Origin of the sequence: Pseudomonas sp. St29 (assembly GCF_001547915.1) — a bacterium.
Taxonomy (GTDB): Bacteria; Pseudomonadota; Gammaproteobacteria; order Pseudomonadales; family Pseudomonadaceae; genus Aquipseudomonas.
In genome coordinates, this window is sequence record NZ_AP014628.1 from 6125865 (window position 1) to 6146544 (window position 20680).

Genomic DNA, 20680 nt, shown 5'->3' on the forward strand with positions numbered 1-20680 from the left:
GCGGAATCACGATGGCGCGCATTGTATACCTCATGCTTTGGGGCGCACACCGTAACCGCGATGTTCAGTAAGCCGCGCGATAGATCTTCTCGATATCGGCGGGGCTCAGCTTGCGCGGATTGTTGCGCATCAGACGCTCGATCCCCGCGGCCTCCACGGCCATGGCGGGAATCGCCTCTTCGGGCACGCCAAAGCTGCGCAAGCCACTGGGAATCTCCACCGCGGCGCACAGGGCGGTCATCGCCTCCACGGCCCGATCGGCGGCCTCGCCGGCACTCAAGTGCGCGGTCTGCACCCCCATGGCGTCGGCGATATCCTGCATACGCTCGACACAGGCCATCTTGTTCCAGGTCATGACATAGGGCAGCAGCAAGGCATTGCTGACCCCGTGGGACATATGGAAACGGCCACCCAGGGGATAGGCCATCGCATGCACCGCCCCCACCCCGGCATTGCCGAAGGCCATGCCCGCCATCAGGCTGGCGGTGGCCATATCCTCCCGGGCCTGCAGGTTGGCCGGATTGGCAAAGGCCTTGGGCAGCGCCTTGACGATCAGCTTGATGGCCCCTATGGCCAGGGCATCCGTGATCGCGGAGGCACTCAGCGACAAATAGGCTTCAATCGCGTGCACCAGGGCATCGACGCCACTGGCGGCGGTCACGCTGCGGGGGCAGGTCAGGGTCATCTGCGGACTGACCAGGGCCACGTCCGGCAACAGGTAGTCGCTGACAATGCCCTTCTTCAGTTGCGCGGCCCTGTCGGACAGTATCGCCACGTTGGTGACTTCCGAACCGGTGCCGGCGGTGGTGGGGATGGCGATCAGCGGCGGCCCCTTGCGCGGCACCTGATCGATGCCGAACAGGTCTTCCAGGGCGCCGTGATAGCCGGCATAGGCCGCGACACTCTTGGCAATGTCGATGGCGCTGCCGCCCCCCAGCCCGATCAGCCCGTCATGCCCGCCTTCGCGGTAAACCTGCATGCAGTCTTCGACGATGGCGATTTCCGGATCGGGCAGCACCCGGTCGAAGATCTCGTAATCGCGCTCCCCCAGATGGGCCAACGCCAGCGCCACCGTGCCCGACTCGAGCAGCGCGGCATCAGTGACGATCAGCGGGTTGTCGACATCCAGGCGGGTCAGTTCAGCAGCCAGTTGCTCGATGGCGGTACTGCCGGTGAGCAGCTTATGAGCGATCTTGAAAGAGGAAATACTCATGTGCGCAGCCTCTTATATAGAAGGTGGAAGCTGGCACAAGCGTAGACGTGGATTATCGGTTGTCGCCTATTCAGCGGACGAATGCCCTGCTGCCCCTCGCCCGGGAGCACAGTCAGTGGCCCGGGCGGGGAAAGCGAAGGGTTTACACCTGGGCGGTGCGCAGCTTCTCGCTGCGTCCGCGCAGCCATTCCAGGGTCAGCAGCAGAATCACCGAAAAGGCGATCAGCAGCGTCGCCGCCGCGGCAATGGTCGGGCTGAGGTTTTCACGGATGCCGCTGAACATCTGCCGTGGCAGGGTCGCTTGCTCCGGACCGGCCAGAAACAGCGTCACCACCACCTCGTCGAACGAGGTGGCAAAGGCGAACAGCGCGCCACTGATGACCCCGGGCGCGATCAACGGCAAGGTCACCCGGCGGAAGGTGGTCAAGGGCGAAGCCCCGAGGCTCGCCGCGGCGCGCACCAGGTTATGGTTGAAGCCCTGCAGGGTCGCCGACACGGTGATGATCACGAAAGGCACCCCGAGCACCGCATGCACGATGATCAGCGAGAAGAAACTGTTGCCCATGCCCAGCGGCGCGAAGAACAGGTAGCTGGCGACACCGATGATCACCACCGGCACCACCATCGGCGAAATCACCAGGGCCATGACCAGCGCCTTGCCGGGAAAGTCGCCACGGGTCAGGCCGATGGCCGCGAGCGTGCCGAAGACCATGGCCAGCAGCGTGGCGGCCGGGGCCACGATGATGCTGTTCTTCAGGGCCCGCATCCATTCGGCGGAGGCGAAGAAGTCCTGATACCAGTGCAGCGAGAACCCCTGCAACGGGTACACCAGGAAGCTGCCCGAGTTGAACGACAGCGGGATGATCACCAGCACCGGCAACACCAGGAACAACAGGATCAAGCCGCAGAGAATCCGCAAGCTGTAGAACCAGACCCGTTCGACGGGAGACATGTAGGGGCTCAGCATTTCGATTCTCTCCTTAGCTCAGGCGCAGGCGGCTGGCGCCCACCAGCCAGCTGTAGATCAGATAGAGCACGACGGTCGCCAGCAACAGCAGGCCGCCCAGGGCCGTGGCCATGCCCCAGTTGATGCTGGTGTTGGTGTAGAAGGCGACGAAGTAACTGACCATCTGATCGTTCGGGCTGCCCAGCAATGCCGGGGTGATGTAGTAGCCGATGGCCAGGATGAACACCAGCAGGCAACCGGCGCCGACCCCGGCGTAGGTCTGCGGGAAGTACACCCGCCAGAAGCTGGCGAACGGATGGCAACCCAGGGAAATCGCCGCACGCATGTAGGTGGGCGAGATGCCTTTCATCACGCTGTAGATCGGCAAGATCATGAACGGCAGCAGGATGTGCACCATGGAGATGTAGACCCCGGTGCGGTTGAACACCAGCTCCAGGGGTTTGTCGATCACCCCCATGGCCAGCAGCGCGCTGTTGATCAGGCCACCGGATTGCAGCAGCACGATCCAGGCCGCGACCCGCACCAGGATCGAGGTCCAGAACGGCAGCAGTACCAGGATCATCAAGAGGTTGCTCTTGCGTGCCGGCAGGTTGGCCAGCAGGTACGCCAGGGGATAGGCCAGGGCCAGGCAGATGGCGGTGATCACCAGGCCCATCCAGAAGGTCCGGGCGAAGATGTCCAGGTAGATGGCCTGGTCCGGGGTGGCCGGGGCCAGTTCGCCCAGATCATCAATGCGATGGTCCACCGCCGCCAGCAGGTAGTAAGGGGTCAGGCTGCTGGTGTTGCGACGGATCGCCTGCCAATAGGCCGGGTCGCCCCAGCGCTCGTCCAGGCTTTCCATGGCTTCTTTATAGGATTCGGGCTCGGCCTTGAACGGCAAGGCGCGGGCGGTCTTGGTCAGCAGGCTGCGGTAGCCGGCCAGTTCCATGTTCAGGCGCTTGGACAGGTCGCCCAGGGTCTGATTCTTGCGGGCGTCCGCCAGGTCTTCGCTCAAGGCCTTGTAGGCCCCTTCGCCGGGCAGACCACGACCGTCCCAGGCACTCACGGCCGCCACCGTGCGCGGCATGCCGCCGACCACTTCCGGGTTGCCGACGCTCTTGTACAGCAGCGCCACGATCGGTACCAGGAACACCAGCAACAGAAACAGCACCAGGGGCGCGATCAAGGCCTGCGCCTTCCAGCGGTTGACCCGCTCGGCACGGGCCAGCCGCTGCTTCAAGGTCGGGCCGGTGACCGCGTTCAGGGGAACGGTGATGGTCATGACAAACTCCGCGAATCGATCTTTCGAATACAAGCCACCAGGCGGCAGGAGCGGGCTTGGCCGCAAATCGAAGGGCATCCTTCAACATCAGGGTTGATGCTGATGACGCCTTCGCGAGCAAGCTCGCTCCTACAACAGCAGGGGGTGGTTACTTGGCTGCCCAGGCGTTGAAGCGCTGTTCCAGCTGCTCGCCGTTGTCAGCCCAGAAGCTGACGTCGATCTGCACCTGGTTGGCGATGTTTTCCGGGGTGGTCGGCATGTCCTTGAGGATGTCCTTGGCCAGCAGCGGCACGGCCTGGGTGTTGGCAGGACCGTAGGCGATGTTTTCCGAATAGGTTTTCTGCTGTTGCGGCTGGACCGAGTAGGCGATGAACTTCTTCGCCGCTTCGGCGCGAGCCTTGTCCAAGCCTTTTGGAATGGCCCAGGCGTCGAAGTCGTAGATGCCGCCGTTCCACACCACCTTCAGGTTGCTTTCCTTCTGCACTGCGGCGATCCGGCCGTTGTAGGCCGAACTCATGACCACGTCGCCGGAAGCCAGGTACTGCGGCGGCTGGGCGCCGGCTTCCCACCACTGGATGTTGGGCTTGAGCTCATCGAGTTTCTTGAAGGCACGATCCTGGCCGTCCTTGCCGGCCAGCACCTTGTACACGTCCTTGGGCGCGACGCCGTCGGCCATCAGGGCGAATTCCAGGGTGTACTTGGCGCCCTTGCGCAGGCCGCGTTTACCCGGGAATTTCTTGGTGTCCCAGAAGTCGGCCCAGCTGCTGGGGGCTGCCTTCAGCTTGTCGGCGTTGTAGGCCAGCACCGTGGACCAGACGAAGAAGCCCACGCCGCACGGCTGGATAGCGCCCTTGACGTAATCTTCGCTCTTGCCGAACAGCGCCGGGTCCAGTTGCTCGAACATGTCCTCGTCGCAACCACGGGACAGTTCAGGAGATTCCACTTCCACCAGGTCCCAGGACACGCTCTTGGTATCGACCATGGCCTTGATCTTGGCCATCTCGCCGTTGTATTCACCAGCGACAATCTTGCCGTTGCCCGCTGCTTCCCACGGTGCGTAGAAGGCTTTGACCTGAGCCGCCTTGTTCGCCCCGCCAAAGGACACCACGGTCAGGTCCGGGCCCGCCGCCATGGCGTGCGCCGCACCCATCATGCCCAATGCCAGGGCGGTGAATTTCAGGGATCTCAACATTTATTGTGTTCTCCACGTGCAGGTTGGTGTTGCAGGGGGGCGATCAATTCGCCTCTAGAAGCGGGTCAAGCGCGCGAACGTGCTCGACTTGCCAGCCAAGCGGCACCACGTCACCCACTGCCAGCGCAGGATCGAGCTCGGCAATCGGCTGTTTCACGAAGAAGTCGCTCTTGCCGCAGACTTCCAGGCGCACCCGGACGTGGTCGCCCAGATAGATGAATTCCGCCACCCTCCCGGAGAAGCGGTTGACGCAGCTTTCGCTGGAGCCGTTGAGGCTCACGCGCTCCGGCCGGATGGACAGGGTCACAGGCTCGCCGATGCGGCCGACGTTCACCGCCAGCGCTTCGACTTTCTCGCCACGCCCCAGCTCCACCACGCAGCGCTCGCCGTTATGGCTGTGCAGGCGGCCGTTGAGACGGTTGTTCTCGCCAATGAAGTTGGCGACGAAGGTGTTCTTCGGTTCTTCGTAGAGGGTCCGCGGCGGAGCGATCTGCTGGATCTCGCCCTGATGGAACACCGCCACCCGGTCGGACATGGTCAGGGCTTCGCCCTGGTCGTGGGTCACGTAGACCACGGTCACGCCCAGGCGCTGGTGCAGGTGCTTGATCTCCATCTGCATGTGTTCGCGCAGTTGCTTGTCGAGGGCGCCGAGGGGTTCGTCCATCAGCACCAGCTGCGGCTCGAACACCAGGGCGCGGGCCAGGGCCACCCGCTGCTGTTGGCCGCCGGACAGTTGCGCCGGATAGCGCTGGGCGAAGGCATCGAGCTGGACCATGCTCAGCACGCGCTTGACCCGCTCGCTGATGTCGGTCTTGCCCAGGCCCCGCACCGACAGCGGAAAGCCGAGGTTCTCGGCCACGGTCATGTGCGGGAACAGGGCGTAGTTCTGGAACACCATGCCGATGTCGCGCTTGTGCGGCGGCACATTGTTGATGGCGCGGCCGGCCAGCTGGATCTCGCCGGCGGTCGGGGTTTCGAAACCGGCCAGCATCATCAGGCTGGTGGTCTTGCCGGAGCCGGACGGCCCCAGCAGGGTGAGGAACTCGCCTTTGCGAATTTCCAGGTTGAGGTCTTTGACGATCAGGTTCTCGCCGTCGTAGCTCTTCTGCACACCACGAAAACTGACCAGAACATCGTTGGCCCCAGCGCTTGAAACGACCTCGCTCATACCCACACCTTTTGTTTTAGACGGCTGTGGAGCAAGCCTAGTGGAGCGCGCAGGTCACGCAAATCGGGGCTCAGGAGAGATTCGCCTCAGCCGCCTGGAAGGTTGTCTGTAGGGATTGCCCTACAAGGATGGCGGGATTGGGTAAGGGCAGTGGCCAGCGACAAGCTACAAGCGGCAAGAAACGGCAAAAGCCTGAGGGCGGGGATGTCGCAAATGGATAAGTGCCCTCCCCGGGAGGTGAAGAGAGCACTGGAGCAGGTGTCAGAGCAGCTTGTGCTCCATGGCGTACTTCACCAGCTCGGCGAGGGACGTGACGTTGAGCTTTTGCATCAGCCGCGCCTTGTGGGTGCTGATGGTCTTGCTGCTCAGCGCCAGCTGCTGGGCGATGTCGTTGACATTGGCCCCTTGGGCCAGGCGTTCGAAGACCGAGAATTCGCGCTCGGACAGCAGCGAATGCAAGGGGCGGGCGTCGGTCAGACCGACTTCGAAGACCATGCGGTCCGCCAGATCCGGATCGATGTAGCGTCCGCCCGAGGCCACCTTGCGGATCGCGGTCAGCAGCAGCGACGGGTCGCTGTCCTTGGTGGCGTAGCCGGCAGCGCCGATCTTCAACGCCCGGGCGGCCATCTGCGCCTCATCGTGCATCGACAGCACCAGAATCGCCGGCGGGTTGTTCAGCGCGCGAATCCGCGGAATCGCCTCCAGACCGTTCACCCCGGGCATGGAGATGTCCAGCAGCACCACCTCGCAGCTCACCTGGCGCAGGGTTTCCAGCAGTTGCTCGCCGTTGCTCGCCTCCCCCACCACGGTGAGATCCTTGGCCAACCCGATCAGCTGCTTGATGCCCTCGCGGACAATGGTGTGGTCTTCGGCTACCAGTACACGGATCACGCGCTTCTCCTCGTTATTGTTCTGGATCCAGGGGCACCCGGACGCTCAAGGTGGTGCCTTCGCCCTGCTCGCTTTGCAGCACCAGGCTGCCGCCCATGATCAGCACCCGCTCGCGCATGCCCACCAGCCCAAAGGAGGTTGGCCGTGCCGAAGCGGTGTCGAAACCAAGACCGTCATCGCTGATGCTCATGCACAGTTCCGCGCCTTCCAGGGTCAGGTACAGTTCCACAGTATGCGCCTGGGCATGACGCATGACATTGGTCAGGGCCTCCTGGAGGATGCGAAACAGGCCGATGGCCTTGGCGTCGCTCAAACGCGGCAGGTTGTCCGGCACCTGCACCAGGCAGGGAATCTGGGTCCGTGCCTCGAACCGTCGGGCCTGCCATTCGATGGCCGAAGCAATGCCCGCATCGAGGATCGGCGGCCGCAGGGCGGTGGCCACGTCTCGCACCAGCTGGAACAACTGGGCAATCAGGCGTTTCATGCTGTTGAGGCGCTCATGCAGGCCCGGGTCGAGCTGGGCATAGGCCAGCTCGCACATGGACGTTTCCAGCTTGAGCACGGTAAGCATCTGCCCCAGTTCGTCATGGACTTCCCGGGCAATGCGGGCCTTTTCTTCCTCGCGCACGCTCTCCAGGTGCGCCGACAGCTCGCGCAATTGCTCCCGGGAGCTGGCCAGTTCCAGCTCGATGCGCTTGCTTTCGCTGATGTCCCAGACGATACCGTCCCAAACGAAGGCGCCGTCATCCAGGCGCCGGGTAATGGCCTTGATCTCGGCCCAGCGCTGCTGCCCCTGACGGGTCAGGATGCGGCCCTGCCAGGACCAGTCGCTGTCGGTATCCAGGGCCTGGTCCTGGGTCTGGTGGTAGCTGGCCTTGTCGTCCGGGTGCACCAGGCTGCGCAGGCCGGTGTCCCGGTGAGCCAGTACCGCCGGTGGGTAGCCCACCAGGGTTTCGCTGCCTTCGCTGATGTAGGCAAAGTCGATCTGCCCGGTGACCGGCGCCCGTTCCAGGCGAAACACCAGGCCCGGAACGTTGGCGGCAATGCCCTGCAGGCGCGCTTCGCTTTCACGCAGGGCCGCCAGGGCCCGCCGGCGCTCGGTGACGTCGTTGAGGTAGACCACCAGGTACTCGCTGTCGCGAAAGCGCAGGAAGCTCAATGACACGTCCGCCGGCAGAATACTGCCATCAGCGCGCACACACTCCGTCTCGAAGCTTTGTACGCCCTCCTCGCTGGCCCGGGCCCGTTTCCACAGGTTGAGCCAACGATCCATGTGCAGGTTGGGTTCGAAATCGATCAACGGCCGGTCAATCACCCCGCCCGCCGGATAGCCAAGCATCTCCTCGGCGGCGCGGTTGGCGTAGCGCACGTGGCTGTCCCAGTTGACCCAGAGAATGCCCACGGTGCTCTGGTCGATGGAAAACTGCGTCAGGCGCAGGGCTTCCTCGCTGGCGGCGCGCAGGGCGATGTCCTCGCGAGCCGCCAACAGCCGCTGCTCCAGGGTGCGTTGCTGACGGCGCTGCCAGAAGACGATCGCCAGGCTGGCCAACAGCAGGATCACCAACAGCAGGCTGAGGTTCTGCCAGACGCCGGGGGACTGCCCCAGCCGCGGGTACTTGGGCTGCAGCCAGCGACTGTGGAGTTGTTCCAGATCCTTGGCCGGAATCGCATGCAGGGCTCTTTCGACGATGCTGGCCAGCTCCGGCCAGTCGCGCCGGGTCGCCACCCGCAACAGCTGCGGCAGGCCAATGTCGCCCACCACCGCCAGCCCGGCGAACTCCGCCTCCCCCGACAGGCGACTGAGCTGGGCCTCGTCCACTACCGCATAACGGGCCTGTTGGCTCAGCAGCAACTGCAGGGCCTGGCGCTCCAGGGGCACCCCTTGCAGGTTCAGATTGGGATAGGTCTGACGCAGGTAGTCGGCCACCGCGCTGGGCATCCGCACCGCGACCCGGGCCTGGCTGTCGAGCTTTTCCAGCTCGACCGCGCCCGCCCCCTTGCGCTCCCCCACCACCAGTTGCGGCACGCGCATGTAAGGGTCGCTGAACAGCCACAGGCGCAGGCCGGCAGGTGTCTGGGTCAGGCCCGGAGCCATGTCCACTTCGCCGTCGCGCAAGGCTCTTTCCAGTTGTGCCTGATCAGGGAAGTTGCGCCAGCTGAGCTCGATCTTCAGCGCCTGGGCCAACGCCTGCATCAGTTCGACGTTGGCGCCGGATAAACGCTGCAGGCGCCGGTCGTACTGAGCGAAGGGCGCCTGCAGCACCAGCCCCACGCGCAATTCCGGGTGCTGCTCAAGCCATTGCCGCTGCTCCTGGCTCAAGGCCGCCATGGGCCCGGGAGACGTGGGCGCCGCCCAGCCTATCAAGGGAAGGCAGACACAGCCGATAAGCAAAAGGCAGCGAAAAAGCATCATCTGAAGTCTCACACCCTGACAAATACTGACCAACCCATTAGGCTGCCGGAATTACTTCTGGCCTGGAATATCCGATGCCCCTTGTCCACCGCTCGGCACTGCCTGCATTGTGCCTGTCGCTGATCCTGCCCTGGACCTTTTCTGCACAAGCCGCCGATCCGGCTCCGGAAACCAAGGCTCCCGAGGAACAACCGGCGCAACGCCAACCCCTGCCCGAGCGCAGCCAGGAAGACGCCAGCGCCCTGGCACGCCAGTTGCCGGCCCAGGAGCAGCAACAACTGCAAGCCGGCGGTGACACCTTCCTGGCCCTGTGGAAGCCGGCCAACACCAGCGACCCCAAGGGCGTGGTGATTATCCTCCCCGGCGCCGGTGAAACCGCTGACTGGCCGCAAGCCGTGGCGCCACTGCGCAACAAATTGCCGGACACCGACTGGGGCAGCCTGAGCCTGACCCTGCCGGACATGCTCAGCGAAGCGGCCCAGCCGCGGGTAGTCGAGGCGGCTCCAGCCCCCACCGACAAGAGCAACACCGCCAAGGACGCCAGCACTGAAGCCAAGCCCATCGAACAGGTGGCCGGCGGCGAAACCGACGTGGCCGACCGTGTCGTCGCGGAAAGTACCGAGGAACAGGTCAAGGCCGATGCCGAGCGTATCTTTACCCGGATCGACGCGGCCCTGGCCTTCGCCGAACAACAGAATGCGCGCAGTATCGTGCTTCTGGGCCACGGTACGGGCGCCTACTGGGCTGCCCGTTACCTGAGCGAGAAGCAGCCCTCGCAAGTGCAAAAACTGGTGATGGTGGCCGCTCAAGCGCCGGCCAACGGCAAGCCCCAACTGGCGGAACTGACACCGACCCTGAAACTGGCCACTGCGGACTTTTTCTACGCCGACAAGAGCGCCGCACAGAAAGCCGCCCTGGAGCGGCTGCAAGCCAGCAAGCGCCTGAAGCATTCGAACTTCAGCCAGATCCCGCTCAAGGCCGTGCCGGGCAATGCTGCCGCCCAGCAAGAGCAATTGTTCCGCCGGGTCCGCGGCTGGCTGAACCCACAACCGACCGACAGCTGAAGGCACCGGCCGCCATCGCCTGAGTAACGACGACGGCGGCGCGGCCCAGGCTTATCGATCTCAGCGAAAGTCCCGGCGCTGGCGGATCAGGGCATAGGCACTGTGCAGCTCCCGGGTCTTTTCCGTGGCCTCACGTATCTGCTCCGTACTGGCGCCACTGCCGGCAATCTTGTCCGGGTGATGGCGGCTGAGCAGTCGTCGATAGGCGCGCTTGATCTGCGATGGCTCGCTGGTGGCGGCGACCCCCAGCAGACGTAGCGCCTCCTGATAGGTCAACGGCGCTTCGGCCAGCGCGCGTCTTGCCGGACCATACTCCTGTGCCAGGGCCTGGATCTGCTCCGACGTCCAGCCCAGCCACTTGCCCCAGAGCTGGATCAGTTCACGCTCCGCCGGCCCTACCCGGCCATCGGCCCAGACCATGCGCCAGCAGGCGCGCAGCACCCCTTCCGCAGCGTGGGGCTGGGCTTTGAGGCGCCGCAGATAGCCGCGCAGACGATCATTGTCCGACTTGCCCCGGTTGAACGCCGCGATGGCCCTGCGCTGTGCTGTTTCATTCATGTCCAGCGAGCGCATTTCCTGGCGTGCTTGCTGAATGTGCCCATCCACCACCCGACCGTCACTTTTCGCCAGGCGCCCCAACAGCACGAACAACAGTTCATCGTTGCGCAACGCAGAGGGTCCACCCAGACGCTCACGCACATGTGCCCAGCTGTGCAGTTGCAGGCGCCGGTCCAGCGCCTGCCCCAACAATGCCCCAAGCATGGCCCCCGGAATGCTGGCGATTGCAAAACCCGCTCCGGCTCCGATCAGAGTCCCTGGCCACCACATATCAGCGACTCGCTTGCAGCAGGCGCTCAACCTGCGCCAGGCGCTCGACCGTGCCGACGTCGATCCACTGTCCCAGCATGTGCTCGCCGCTGACCTGGTCCCGGGCCATGGCTTCGCGCAGCAGTGGCGCGAGCTTGGAAGGACCGGCCACGCAGTCTTGGAACAAGTCGGGATGCAGGACCGAAATACCGCTGAAGGTCAGGGCCGCCACTCCAGGGCGAGCGTCGTGCAACATCCCGTCCTCCAGGCAGAAATCACCACCGCTGGGGTGATGAGCCGGGTTGTCCACCATGACCAGGTGAGCAAGCCCGGTCAGCGGGCGGCGTAATGCGGCGAAGTCGTAATCGGTCCAGATATCGCCATTGACCACCAGGAACGGTTGGTCACCCAGCAATGGCAGGGCCTGGAAGATTCCGCCTGCGGTTTCCAGCGGCTCGCTTTCAGCCGAGTAGCGGATGTTCAGGCCCCAGCGCTGGCCATCGCCCAACGCATCCTCGATCTGCTGGCCGAGCCAGGCGTGATTGATGACGATGTCGCGAAAGCCCGCCCGAGCCAGGGCCCGCAGGTGGTATTCGATCAGAGGGACGCCAGCCACCGGCAACAATGGCTTGGGGGTGGTCAGGGTCAGGGGGCGCATGCGCTCGCCTTTGCCGGCCGCCAGAATCATCGCCTTCATGCCTCACTCCCCGCGGACTGGCGCAGGCTGCACAGCAATTGCCCAAGTTCGACCAGCTCGGGACGACGGGCCAGTACCGCTTCTATATAAGCAAGGAAGCGCGGCACATCCGTGAGGTAACGCGGCTTGCCGTCGCGATGGCAGATCCGCGAGAAGATCCCGATCACCTTCAGGTGACGCTGCACGCCCATCAGGTCGCTGGCACGCAGAAAGGCTGCAAAATCGTCCTGCACGGGAATTCCCAGCGCCCGGGCGCGATTCCAATAGTCGCTGAGCCAGCTATGGACCCGAGGCTCCGGCCAGCTGAGGAAGGCATCCTTGAACAGGCACGTGACGTCATAGGTCACGGGACCGTAGACCGCATCCTGAAAATCCAGAACCCCCGGGTTCGGTTCACTGAGCATCAGGTTGCGCGGCATGTAGTCGCGGTGCACCAGCACCTTGGGCTGCGCCAGCGCGCTGTCGATCAACAGATCGCTGACCCGCTGCCACTGTTCACGTTGCTGCGCGCTGAAGGTGATCCCCAGCTCGCGTCCGACGTACCACTCGGGAAACAGCTCGAGCTCGCGACGCAGCAGAGCCACATCGTAACTGGGCAGCGGCGCCTCCATCGGCAGTTGCTGAAACGCCAGCAACGCCTGCAATGCGTCGTCAAACAGCGCGTCGGCGTTGTGCTCGTCGATCACGTCGAGATAGGTCTTGTTGCCCAGGTCATTGAGCAGCAGAAAGCCGCGCGCCAGGTCCTGTGCATAAATTTTCGGCACGTTGATGCCTGAAGTCGCCAGTAAATGGGCGATATCCACGAAGGGTTTGCAATTTTCCTGAGGGGGCGGGGCATCCATGACCACAAAGCTGCGGTCAGCACCCTGCCAACGGAAATAACGGCGGAAACTCGCGTCGCTACTGGCCGCGGTCAATGTCGCCGGGGGCACTTCGCCCCAGCCTTGCTCTGCGTAAACAATCGCCAACTGCTCATCGAGCCAAACTTTCAGGTGTTGCAAGCGTACATCTTGGTCAGGCATTACAAGGGTCTCCGACGGCGCTAGCCGTCAAGCGGGTCATGCTTTATTATCCAGCATCTTTTTCAGACCATCGAGAGGCGTGCGGCCCACACCGCGGGCAGATGGCACGCAGGAAGCCCGGACTAATAAGATGGCATTGAAATCCCCCGCGTTTCGTAAAAAATTCCCGTTGCTGGTTACCGGCGGTTTGCTGGCCCTGCAACCTCTAGCCACTTCCTTCGTGGTCGCTGCGGAACAGTATGACTGCTCAGTCTCTGCTTCGGGTGGCTGGGCCTGTGCGCCGAAAACCAGCGCAGCCCAACTGCCTCCACGGCCGGTTCACGACGCCAACTCGGTCAGCTCCAGCGTTGCTACAGCGGCTGATGCCGGCGCTGCGGGCGAAGCAGCCAGCGGCGACAAGCCGACGCTGGTGACCGAAGCCAAAGGCCGTGGACTGAAATCCCGCAGTGCGGACTACAGCCACCTCGACTGGGTGCCGCGTGAGAAGCTCACCGCCGCTCAATTGGCCGAGACTGGTCCTTACTGCTCTGGTTCCTATATCGAACCGATTCGTCCTGGCATGAATGACAAGACGAATAAAAGTGACGCCCCTACCTTTATCGGCGCCAAGGCCTCGCGTTATCAGCAGGAAGCACAAGTGGCGACCCTGGCCGGTGACGTGGTCATGCGCCAGGGCAGCATGCAGGTCGAGGCCGACGAGGCCAACCTGTACCAGGCCGAGAACCGTGGCGAACTGAGCGGCAACGTACGGATTCGCGACAACGGCACGCTGATGGTCGGCGACCACGCCGACGTGCAACTCGACACCGGTGAAGCCAAGGTCGACAACGCCGAATACGTGATGCACAAGTCGCGGGTGCGGGGCAGCGCGCTGTACGCCAAGCGTGCGGAAAACGCCATCATCCGCCTCAAGGATGGTACGTACACCACCTGCGAACCGAACAGCAACGCCTGGCAGCTCAAGGGCAACAACATCACCTTGAACCCGGCCACCGGCTTCGGTACTGCGACCAACGTCACCTTGCGGGTCAAAGATATTCCGGTGCTCTACACCCCGTATATCTACTTCCCGATCGACGACCGTCGCCAGTCCGGCTTCCTGCCACCGAGCATCAGCAGTGGTGGCGACACCGGCTTCATGCTGGTCACGCCGTACTACTTCAACCTGGCACCGAACTACGATGCCACGTTGTACCCACGCTACATGGCCAAGCGCGGCCTGTTGATGGAAGGCGAATTCCGCTACCTGACCAAGAGCAGCGAAGGTCAGTTCGGCGCGGCTTACCTCAACGACGACGATACCGATCGCAGCAAGCAGACCGACTACGAAAAAACCCGCTACATGCTCAACTGGCAGCACAAGGGCGGGCTTGATTCGCGTCTGATGACCGAGGTCGACTACACCAAGATCAGCGATCCCTATTACTTCCAGGATCTGCAGACCGATCAGCTCGGCGTGAAGTCGTCCACCGACTACGTCAACCAGCAAGGTGCCGTGACCTATCGTGGTGATGACTACACCGCTCGCCTCAACGTACAGGCGTACGAGCTGGCCAGCGTGTCCAACATCACCCCGTACAACCGCCTGCCGCAAATCACTTTCAACGGTGCCTTGCCATATCACCCACAAGGCCTGGATTTCACCTACGAGACCGAGCTGGTGCGCTTCGAGCGCGACCTGATGAAAGGCAACTACTTTGACAAGGACGGCGGCCCATTCGATGCTAATGGCATTGCAATCGGAACTCGCCGCCTGGATGAAAACGTTGCCGGGCTGGCCCGTTCCAACGGTGACCGCCTGAACCTCAAGCCTGGCGTCAGCCTGCCGCTGAACTGGAGCTACGGCTACCTGACACCGTCCCTCAAGTACATGTACACCCAGTACAATCTTGATCTGGATGCGCAAGGCAAAGGCGACTTGGTCAGCAATAGAAACAACGCCTCGGCATTGGGCGAGTCCTACAAGAGCTCGCAGAACCGCGGCGTCCCAATCGCCAGCCTCGACGGTGGCCTGTACTTCGACCGCAACACCCAATGGTTTGGCAAGAACTACCGCCAGACCCTGGAACCGCGCGCCTTCTACCTCTATGTACCCGAGGAAGACCAGAAGGACATCCCGGTGTTCGATACCGGCGAATACACCTTCAACTACGCCTCGCTGTTCCGCGACAACCGCTTCTCGGGCTCCGACCGTGTCGGCGACGAGAACAAGTTGTCCCTGGGTGTAACCAGCCGCTGGATCGAGGACAACGGCTTCCAGCGTCAACGCATCAGCGTCGGCCAGGCTCTGTACTTCAAGGACCGCACTGTCCAGCTCCCGGGTATCGACTACCGCGCCCGCGCCGACGCCAAGTCCAACGTCTCGCCTTACGCGCTTGAATACGAGTACCGCTACAACCGCGACTGGCGTACCACTGCCGACTACAACTGGGACCCGGACAGCCACAGCCCGCGTTCCGGCAGTGCGATGCTCCACTACCAGCCCGAAGACAACCCGAACAAGGTTATCAACGCCGGCTATCGCTATCGCAACGACCAGATCCGCTATGACCAGAACAGCGGCACCTGGAAAATGGATAGCAGCTATGGAACTGCAGGCCAACCTGGCTACGTGAAGGACTACTACAAGATCCAGCAGCATGACTTCTCGGTGATCTGGCCGATCGTGCCGCAATGGAACGCCATCAGCCGTTGGCAGTACGACTACAACCGTAACCGCACGCTCGAGGCCTTCGGTGGTTTCGAATACGACAACTGCTGCTGGAAACTGCGCCTGATCAGCCGTTACTGGGTCAAGTATGACGAGTTCAGTCAGAACGCTCCGGAAAACGAGAAAGGCGACCGCGGCATCTTCCTCCAAATTGTTCTGAAGGGTCTCGGTGGCGTCATGGGCACCAAAGTAGAGAGCTTCCTCGACAAAGGCATCCAAGGTTATCGTGAACGTGAAGACCAAGCTTTCTGATTGTCTGCGCCCGCTGATGCTGGGCGCGCTGTTCCTGAGTACCGCGGCCAGCGCCGCGGTGCAGTCCATCGACAAGGTCGTGGCCATCGTCGATAACGACGTGGTCATGCAGAGCCAGTTGGACCAGCGGGTTCACGAAGTCCAGCAAACCATCGCCAAGCGTGGCGGTGGCGTGCCACCTACCAGCGTTCTGGAACAGCAAGTTCTGGAGCGCCTGATCGTTGAAAACCTGCAACTGCAGATTGGCGAGCGTTCCGGCATCCGCATCACCGATGAAGAGCTGAACCAGGCCATCGGCACCATTGCCCAGCGCAACAGCATGAGCATCGAGCAGTTCCGCGCCGCCCTGGCTCACGATGGCCTGTCTTATGAAGACGCGCGTGATCAGGTTCGCCGCGAGATGATCATCAGCCGCGTGCGTCAACGCCGTGTGGCCGAACGCATTCAGGTGTCGGAGCAGGAGGTGAAGAACTTCCTGGCCTCGGACCTGGGCAAGATGCAGCTCTCCGAAGAACTGCACCTGGCCAATATCCTGATCCCGACCCCGGAAAGCGCCAACTCCGAAGCGATTCAGAGTGCCGCCCGCCAGGCCATGGACGTGTACCAGCAACTCAAGCAAGGCGCGGACTTCGCCCAGCTGGCGATTGCCCGCTCCGGCAGTGATAACGCCCTGGAAGGCGGCGACATGGGCTGGCGTAAAGCCGCTCAACTGCCTCCACCGTTCGACCGCGAGCTGAGCGCAATGGCCGTTGGCGACATCACCCAGCCAGCACGCACCCCAGGCGGTTTCATCATCCTCAAGCTGCTGGACAAGCGCGGTGGCGGCAATCAGGTGCGTGACGAAGTGCATGTACGCCACATCCTGATCAAGCCAAGCGAAATTCGCAGCGAAGAAGAGACCAAGCGCCTGGCGCAGAAGCTCTACGAGCGCATCGAAGCCGGCGAAGACTTCGCCGAACTGGCGAAAAGCTACTCCGAAGACCCAGGCTCGGCACTCAACGGCGGTGATCTGAACTGGATCGACCCGAACGCCCTGGTACCGGAATTCCGCGAAGTGATGGCCAAGACCCCACAAGGTCAGCTGTCCAAGCCGTTCAAGAGTCCTTATGGCTGGCACGTACTGGAAGTCCTTGGCCGTCGCGCCACCGACAGCACCAGCCAGGCCCGTGAGCAACAAGCCATGACCGTCCTGCGCAACCGCAAGTACGACGAAGAGCTGCAGACCTGGTTGCGGCAGATCCGTGACGAGGCCTACGTCGAAATCAAACTGCCTGGCGCTGAACAGGCGGCACAGTGAAACCCAGACGTTTCGCTCTGACACCCGGCGAACCGGCGGGTATAGGTCCTGACCTATGCCTGCTGCTCGCCTCGCAACCCCAGCCTTACCCCCTGATAGCCATTACCAGCCGCGACCTGCTCCTTGAGCGGGCCGCGCAACTGGGTGTGGCAGTCAATCTGCTGCCGGTGACCCTGGAGCAACTGCCGAGTCAACCCGCCCCCGCAAACAGCCTGTATGTCTGGGACACGCCCCTGGGCAAACCGGTGGTCAGCGGCCAGCTGGACCAGGCCAATGCCGCCTTCGTCCTGGAAACCCTGACTCGCGCCGGCCAAGGCTGCCTGGATGGGCACTTTGCCGGCATGATCACGGCCCCCGTGCACAAGGGCGTGATCAACGACTCCGGAATCGCCTTTTCCGGGCATACCGAATTTCTCGCGGACCTGACCCACACCGAACAAGTGGTGATGATGCTGGCCACCCGTGGTCTGCGCGTAGCCTTGGTGACCACCCATCTGCCCTTGCGGGAGATTGCCGACGCCATCACCGTCGAGCGCCTGGAGCGGGTCACACGGATCCTGCATGCCGACCTGCAGCATAAGTTCGGCATCCCCCAGCCACGCATCCTGGTGTGTGGGCTCAACCCTCATGCCGGTGAAGGCGGACACCTGGGCCGCGAAGAAATCGACATCATCGAACCCACCCTAGAGCGCCTGCGCAATGAAGGCATGGACCTGCGCGGTCCATTGCCAGCCGACACTCTGTTTACCCCCAAATATCTGGAGCACTGCGACGCAGTGCTGGCGATGTACCACGACCAAGGCTTGCCCGTGCTGAAATACAAAGGCTTCGGCGCGGCCGTCAATGTGACGCTCGGCCTGCCGATCATCCGCACCTCCGTCGACCATGGCACCGCCCTGGATCTGGCCGGCAGCGGCAAGATCGACACCGGCAGCCTGCAGGTCGCCCTGGAAACCGCCTACCAGATGGCCGAGAACCGTTTATGAGCGAGCAATACCAACACCGGGCGCGCAAGCGCTTCGGTCAGAACTTCCTGCACGACGCCGGCGTCATCGACCGCATCCTGCGGGCCATCCACGCCAAACCCGAAGACCGCATGCTGGAAATCGGCCCGGGCCAGGGCGCCCTGACCGAAGGCCTGCTGGGCAGCGGCGCGCAGCTGGATGTGGTGGAGCTGGACAAGGACCTGATCCCGATCCTCAACCAGCAGTTCGCTGGCAAGAGCAACTTCAACCTGCATCAGGGCGATGCCCTGAAGTTCGACTTCAACACCCTGGGCGCGGCGCCAAGCAGCCTGCGGGTGGTCGGCAACCTGCCCTATAACATCTCCACTCCGCTGATCTTCCACCTGCTGCAGAACGCCGGACTGATCCGCGACATGCACTTCATGCTGCAAAAGGAAGTGGTCGAGCGTCTGGCAGCCGGACCCGGCGGCGGTGACTGGGGCCGCCTGTCGATCATGGTCCAGTATCACTGCCGCGTGGAACACCTGTTCAATGTCGGTCCCGGCGCTTTCAACCCGCCACCGAAAGTCGACTCGGCCATCGTGCGCCTGGTGCCCCATGCGGTACTGCCACACCCGGCCAAGGATCACCGACTGCTGGAACGCATCGTGCGCGAAGCCTTCAACCAGCGCCGCAAGACCCTGCGCAACACCCTCAAGGCCCTCCTCAGCAGCGCCGAGATCGAAGCCGCCGGCGTCGACGGCAGCCTGCGCCCCGAGCAATTGGACCTGGCCGCTTTCGTGCGCCTGGCCGATCAGTTGGCCGACCAGCCCAAGCCTGCTGCCGACTGAGCGTTACCTCTGCCCGAGATCGGGTAGGACGCCGGACAGGATGTCTGGTTTACTACCCGGTACTTGACCTAGACTGACCTCCATCAGCTTTGTCCCGCGCCCCGCTTTGCTTTAAAGGCCTCTTGCATGTCCGATCCTCGTTATCAGGTCGATGTCAGCGTCGTCACCCGCTTTCTGGCAGACCAATCGCAACCCGAGCAGAACCGCTTCGCATTCGCCTACACCATCACCGTTCATAACAATGGCTCGCTCCCGGCCAAGCTACTGTCCCGGCACTGGGTGATCACCGACGGCGACGGTCACGTGGAAGAAGTGCGCGGCGCCGGCGTGGTTGGCCAGCAACCGCTGATCGCCGCCGGCAAAAGCCACACCTACAGTAGCGGCACCGTGATGACCACCCGGGTCGGCAACATGCAGGGCAGCTACCAGATGCTCGCCGAAGACGGCAAACAGTTCGACGCCATCATCGCGCCCTTCCGCCTGGCGGTCCCCGGAGCCCTGCACTGATGGCAACTTACGCTGTCGGCGACCTGCAAGGCTGCCTGGAGCCACTGCAGTGCCTGCTTGAACAAGTCGCCTTCGACCCGGCCCGGGATCGCCTGTGGCTGGTGGGCGACCTGGTCAACCGTGGCCCGCAGTCGCTGGAAACCCTGCGCTACCTGTACTCGATCCGCGATTCGCTGGTCTGCGTGCTGGGCAATCATGACCTGCACCTGCTGGCCGCCTGGCGCAACATCGAGCGCTTGAAAAAGTCCGACACCTTGCGCGAGATCCTTGAGGCCCCCGACCGCGAAGAGCTGCTGCAGTGGTTGCGCCAGCAAAAACTTATGCACTACGACGAAGCCCGCCATGTGGCCCTGGTGCATGCCGGCATCGCCCCTCAGTGGTCGCTGAAAAAGGCCCTCAAATGCGCCGCCGAGGTGGAAGAGGCGCTGCGCGACGACAACCTCTTCGAACCCTTTCTGGACGGCATGTACGGCAACGACCCGGCGAAATGGGACAGTGACCTCAAAGGCGTGACCCGCCTGCGGGTCATCACCAACTATTTCACCCGCATGCGCTTCTGCACCAGCGAGGGCAAGCTCGATCTCAAGAGCAAGGAAGGACTGGATACCGCCCCGGCGGGCTATGCCCCCTGGTTCAGTCACAAGGAGCGCAAGACCCGGGACCTGAAGATCATCTTCGGCCACTGGGCGGCCCTGGAAGGCCATAGCAACCAACCCGGCATTTTCGCCCTCGACAGCGGCTGCGTCTGGGGCGGCGCCATGACCCTGCTGAATGTCGACAGCGGCGTGCGCCTGACCTGTGATTGCGATGCTCAGGGACACGCCGCACACCCTTCCCCCAACCCCTTGCCTGTCTCGGCAAAGCGCTAGTCGGCGCTGACTATCAAGCTCCAGGAGCCCGCCATGAGCGAATTCAAACGCATTCCCCCAGAACAGGCCCAGGCGCTGCGCGAGCAAGGTGCCGTGGTGGTGGACATCCGCGACCCGCAAACCTATGCCCTGAGCCACATCAGCGGCTCGCAGCATCTGGATAATCACTCCATTTCCGACTTCATTCGCAACGCCGACCTGGACGCCCCGCTGGTGGTGGTCTGCTATCACGGAAACTCCAGCCAGAGCGCCGCCGCGTATCTGGTGAGCCAGGGTTTTTCCGATGTCTACAGCCTCGACGGCGGCTTCGAGCTGTGGCGCAGCACCTACCCGACGGAAACCGCCCAAGGCGGCGCCGAATAATTTTTTTCCTCAGCTCCAGCCCGCGTACTACGTGGGCTGACGCGCCACCGGACGAACGGTAGTGCGCAACTAATTCCCCATCTCGCCTTGACCTCCCGGATTCCGAACTATCCTTAGCCTCAGGCCATCCAAATCAGGGGAGAGCCGGTACACCGGCGAGTGGGTCATCGGTACTAGCTTTCAAGGTCGATA

Annotated in this window: 18 protein-coding genes; 8 read left to right on the forward strand and 10 right to left on the reverse strand. The window is 63.0% G+C overall.

Annotation, left to right across the window (positions count from 1 at the left end; translation table 11 throughout):
- Nucleotides 1–64 precede the first annotated feature (64 nt).
- The 7 genes from PST29_RS27385 to PST29_RS27415 all read right to left on the reverse strand — a co-directional run bounded on the left by PST29_RS27385 (nt 65) and on the right by PST29_RS27415 (nt 9105).
- Complete coding sequence (locus tag PST29_RS27385; protein WP_060844782.1) at nt 65–1213, reverse strand: iron-containing alcohol dehydrogenase; 1149 nt, start codon at nt 1211–1213, stop codon at nt 65–67.
- A 142-nt stretch (nt 1214–1355) separates the two neighbouring features.
- Nucleotides 1356–2180: an ABC transporter permease gene (locus PST29_RS27390; protein WP_016963813.1), complete on the reverse strand. Its 825-nt coding sequence runs from the start codon at nt 2178–2180 to the stop codon at nt 1356–1358.
- 13 nt (nt 2181–2193) lie between these two features.
- Nucleotides 2194–3441, reverse strand: coding sequence for an ABC transporter permease (locus tag PST29_RS27395; RefSeq protein ID WP_060841362.1), 1248 nt, complete (start codon nt 3439–3441; stop codon nt 2194–2196).
- Nucleotides 3442–3589: 148 nt separating this feature from the next.
- Nucleotides 3590–4633, reverse strand: coding sequence for an ABC transporter substrate-binding protein (locus PST29_RS27400; RefSeq protein ID WP_060841363.1), 1044 nt, complete (start codon nt 4631–4633; stop codon nt 3590–3592).
- Between the two features lie 43 nt (nt 4634–4676).
- Nucleotides 4677–5801, reverse strand: a complete 1125-nt coding sequence (locus tag PST29_RS27405) for an ABC transporter ATP-binding protein (RefSeq protein WP_060841364.1) — start codon at nt 5799–5801, stop codon at nt 4677–4679.
- Between the two features lie 261 nt (nt 5802–6062).
- Nucleotides 6063–6692, reverse strand: coding sequence for a response regulator (locus tag PST29_RS27410; RefSeq protein ID WP_060841365.1), 630 nt, complete (start codon nt 6690–6692; stop codon nt 6063–6065).
- Between the two features lie 13 nt (nt 6693–6705).
- Nucleotides 6706–9105 carry a PAS domain-containing sensor histidine kinase gene (locus tag PST29_RS27415; RefSeq protein ID WP_060844783.1) on the reverse strand — a complete coding sequence of 800 codons (2400 nt, stop codon included), beginning with the start codon at nt 9103–9105 and terminating at the stop codon, nt 6706–6708.
- A gap of 74 nt (nt 9106–9179) precedes the next feature.
- On the opposite strand from PST29_RS27415, the gene PST29_RS27420 reads away from it, so the two are divergent.
- Nucleotides 9180–10169 (forward strand): alpha/beta hydrolase family protein, encoded by a 990-nt coding sequence (locus PST29_RS27420; protein ID WP_060841367.1) that lies wholly within the window; start codon nt 9180–9182, stop codon nt 10167–10169.
- 60 nt (nt 10170–10229) lie between these two features.
- Here the strand turns inward: PST29_RS27420 and PST29_RS27425 are convergent, their stop codons facing one another.
- The 3 genes from PST29_RS27425 to PST29_RS27435 are packed head-to-tail and all read right to left on the reverse strand — an operon-like array spanning nt 10230 to nt 12695.
- Nucleotides 10230–10997, reverse strand: a complete 768-nt coding sequence (locus tag PST29_RS27425) for a TerB family tellurite resistance protein (RefSeq protein WP_060844784.1) — start codon at nt 10995–10997, stop codon at nt 10230–10232.
- 1 nt (nt 10998) lies between these two features.
- Complete coding sequence (gene murU, locus PST29_RS27430; RefSeq protein WP_060844785.1) at nt 10999–11673, reverse strand: N-acetylmuramate alpha-1-phosphate uridylyltransferase MurU; 675 nt, start codon at nt 11671–11673, stop codon at nt 10999–11001.
- Nucleotides 11670–12695: an aminoglycoside phosphotransferase family protein gene (locus PST29_RS27435; RefSeq protein WP_060844786.1), complete on the reverse strand. Its 1026-nt coding sequence runs from the start codon at nt 12693–12695 to the stop codon at nt 11670–11672. Before PST29_RS27435 ends, murU begins: the two co-directional genes overlap by 4 nt.
- Before the next feature lie 130 nt (nt 12696–12825).
- Here PST29_RS27435 and PST29_RS27440 point away from each other — a divergent pair, with 130 nt between their 5' ends.
- From PST29_RS27440 to glpE, 7 genes are all read left to right on the forward strand, one after another.
- Nucleotides 12826–15657 (forward strand): LPS-assembly protein LptD, encoded by a 2832-nt coding sequence (locus PST29_RS27440; protein ID WP_060844787.1) that lies wholly within the window; start codon nt 12826–12828, stop codon nt 15655–15657.
- On the forward strand, nt 15638–16954 hold the full coding sequence (gene surA, locus PST29_RS27445) for a peptidylprolyl isomerase SurA (RefSeq protein WP_042942111.1): 1317 nt from the start codon (nt 15638–15640) through the stop codon (nt 16952–16954). Before PST29_RS27440 ends, surA begins: the two co-directional genes overlap by 20 nt.
- A complete protein-coding gene (gene pdxA, locus PST29_RS27450) occupies nt 16951–17940 on the forward strand; it encodes a 4-hydroxythreonine-4-phosphate dehydrogenase PdxA (protein WP_060844788.1) in 990 nt (329 codons plus the stop codon). Before surA ends, pdxA begins: the two co-directional genes overlap by 4 nt.
- Nucleotides 17937–18749 (forward strand): 16S rRNA (adenine(1518)-N(6)/adenine(1519)-N(6))-dimethyltransferase RsmA, encoded by an 813-nt coding sequence (rsmA, locus tag PST29_RS27455; protein ID WP_016967935.1) that lies wholly within the window; start codon nt 17937–17939, stop codon nt 18747–18749. Before pdxA ends, rsmA begins: the two co-directional genes overlap by 4 nt.
- A gap of 126 nt (nt 18750–18875) precedes the next feature.
- Nucleotides 18876–19256, forward strand: coding sequence for a Co2+/Mg2+ efflux protein ApaG (gene apaG, locus PST29_RS27460; RefSeq protein WP_060841373.1), 381 nt, complete (start codon nt 18876–18878; stop codon nt 19254–19256).
- Nucleotides 19256–20125, forward strand: a complete 870-nt coding sequence (locus tag PST29_RS27465) for a symmetrical bis(5'-nucleosyl)-tetraphosphatase (RefSeq protein ID WP_060841374.1) — start codon at nt 19256–19258, stop codon at nt 20123–20125. Before apaG ends, PST29_RS27465 begins: the two co-directional genes overlap by 1 nt.
- A 33-nt stretch (nt 20126–20158) precedes the next feature.
- Complete coding sequence (glpE, locus tag PST29_RS27470; RefSeq protein ID WP_060841375.1) at nt 20159–20488, forward strand: thiosulfate sulfurtransferase GlpE; 330 nt, start codon at nt 20159–20161, stop codon at nt 20486–20488.
- Nucleotides 20489–20680 lie beyond the last annotated feature (192 nt).

What these genes read in the sequence shown, in the direction of transcription:
- PST29_RS27385 (WP_060844782.1), bottom strand. Translation starts at nt 1,213, where the DNA reads ATGAGTATTTCCTCTTTCAAGATCGCTCATAAGCTGCTCACCGGCAGT.
- PST29_RS27390 (WP_016963813.1), bottom strand. Translation starts at nt 2,180, where the DNA reads ATGCTGAGCCCCTACATGTCTCCCGTCGAACGGGTCTGGTTCTACAGC.
- PST29_RS27395 (WP_060841362.1), bottom strand. Translation starts at nt 3,441, where the DNA reads ATGACCATCACCGTTCCCCTGAACGCGGTCACCGGCCCGACCTTGAAG.
- PST29_RS27400 (WP_060841363.1), bottom strand. Translation starts at nt 4,633, where the DNA reads ATGTTGAGATCCCTGAAATTCACCGCCCTGGCATTGGGCATGATGGGT.
- PST29_RS27405 (WP_060841364.1), bottom strand. Translation starts at nt 5,801, where the DNA reads ATGAGCGAGGTCGTTTCAAGCGCTGGGGCCAACGATGTTCTGGTCAGT.
- PST29_RS27415 (WP_060844783.1), bottom strand. Translation starts at nt 9,105, where the DNA reads ATGATGCTTTTTCGCTGCCTTTTGCTTATCGGCTGTGTCTGCCTTCCC.
- PST29_RS27420 (WP_060841367.1), top strand. Translation starts at nt 9,180, where the DNA reads ATGCCCCTTGTCCACCGCTCGGCACTGCCTGCATTGTGCCTGTCGCTG.
- PST29_RS27425 (WP_060844784.1), bottom strand. Translation starts at nt 10,997, where the DNA reads ATGTGGTGGCCAGGGACTCTGATCGGAGCCGGAGCGGGTTTTGCAATC.
- murU (WP_060844785.1), bottom strand. Translation starts at nt 11,673, where the DNA reads ATGAAGGCGATGATTCTGGCGGCCGGCAAAGGCGAGCGCATGCGCCCC.
- PST29_RS27435 (WP_060844786.1), bottom strand. Translation starts at nt 12,695, where the DNA reads ATGCCTGACCAAGATGTACGCTTGCAACACCTGAAAGTTTGGCTCGAT.
- PST29_RS27440 (WP_060844787.1), top strand. Translation starts at nt 12,826, where the DNA reads ATGGCATTGAAATCCCCCGCGTTTCGTAAAAAATTCCCGTTGCTGGTT.
- rsmA (WP_016967935.1), top strand. Translation starts at nt 17,937, where the DNA reads ATGAGCGAGCAATACCAACACCGGGCGCGCAAGCGCTTCGGTCAGAAC.
- apaG (WP_060841373.1), top strand. Translation starts at nt 18,876, where the DNA reads ATGTCCGATCCTCGTTATCAGGTCGATGTCAGCGTCGTCACCCGCTTT.
- PST29_RS27465 (WP_060841374.1), top strand. Translation starts at nt 19,256, where the DNA reads ATGGCAACTTACGCTGTCGGCGACCTGCAAGGCTGCCTGGAGCCACTG.
- glpE (WP_060841375.1), top strand. Translation starts at nt 20,159, where the DNA reads ATGAGCGAATTCAAACGCATTCCCCCAGAACAGGCCCAGGCGCTGCGC.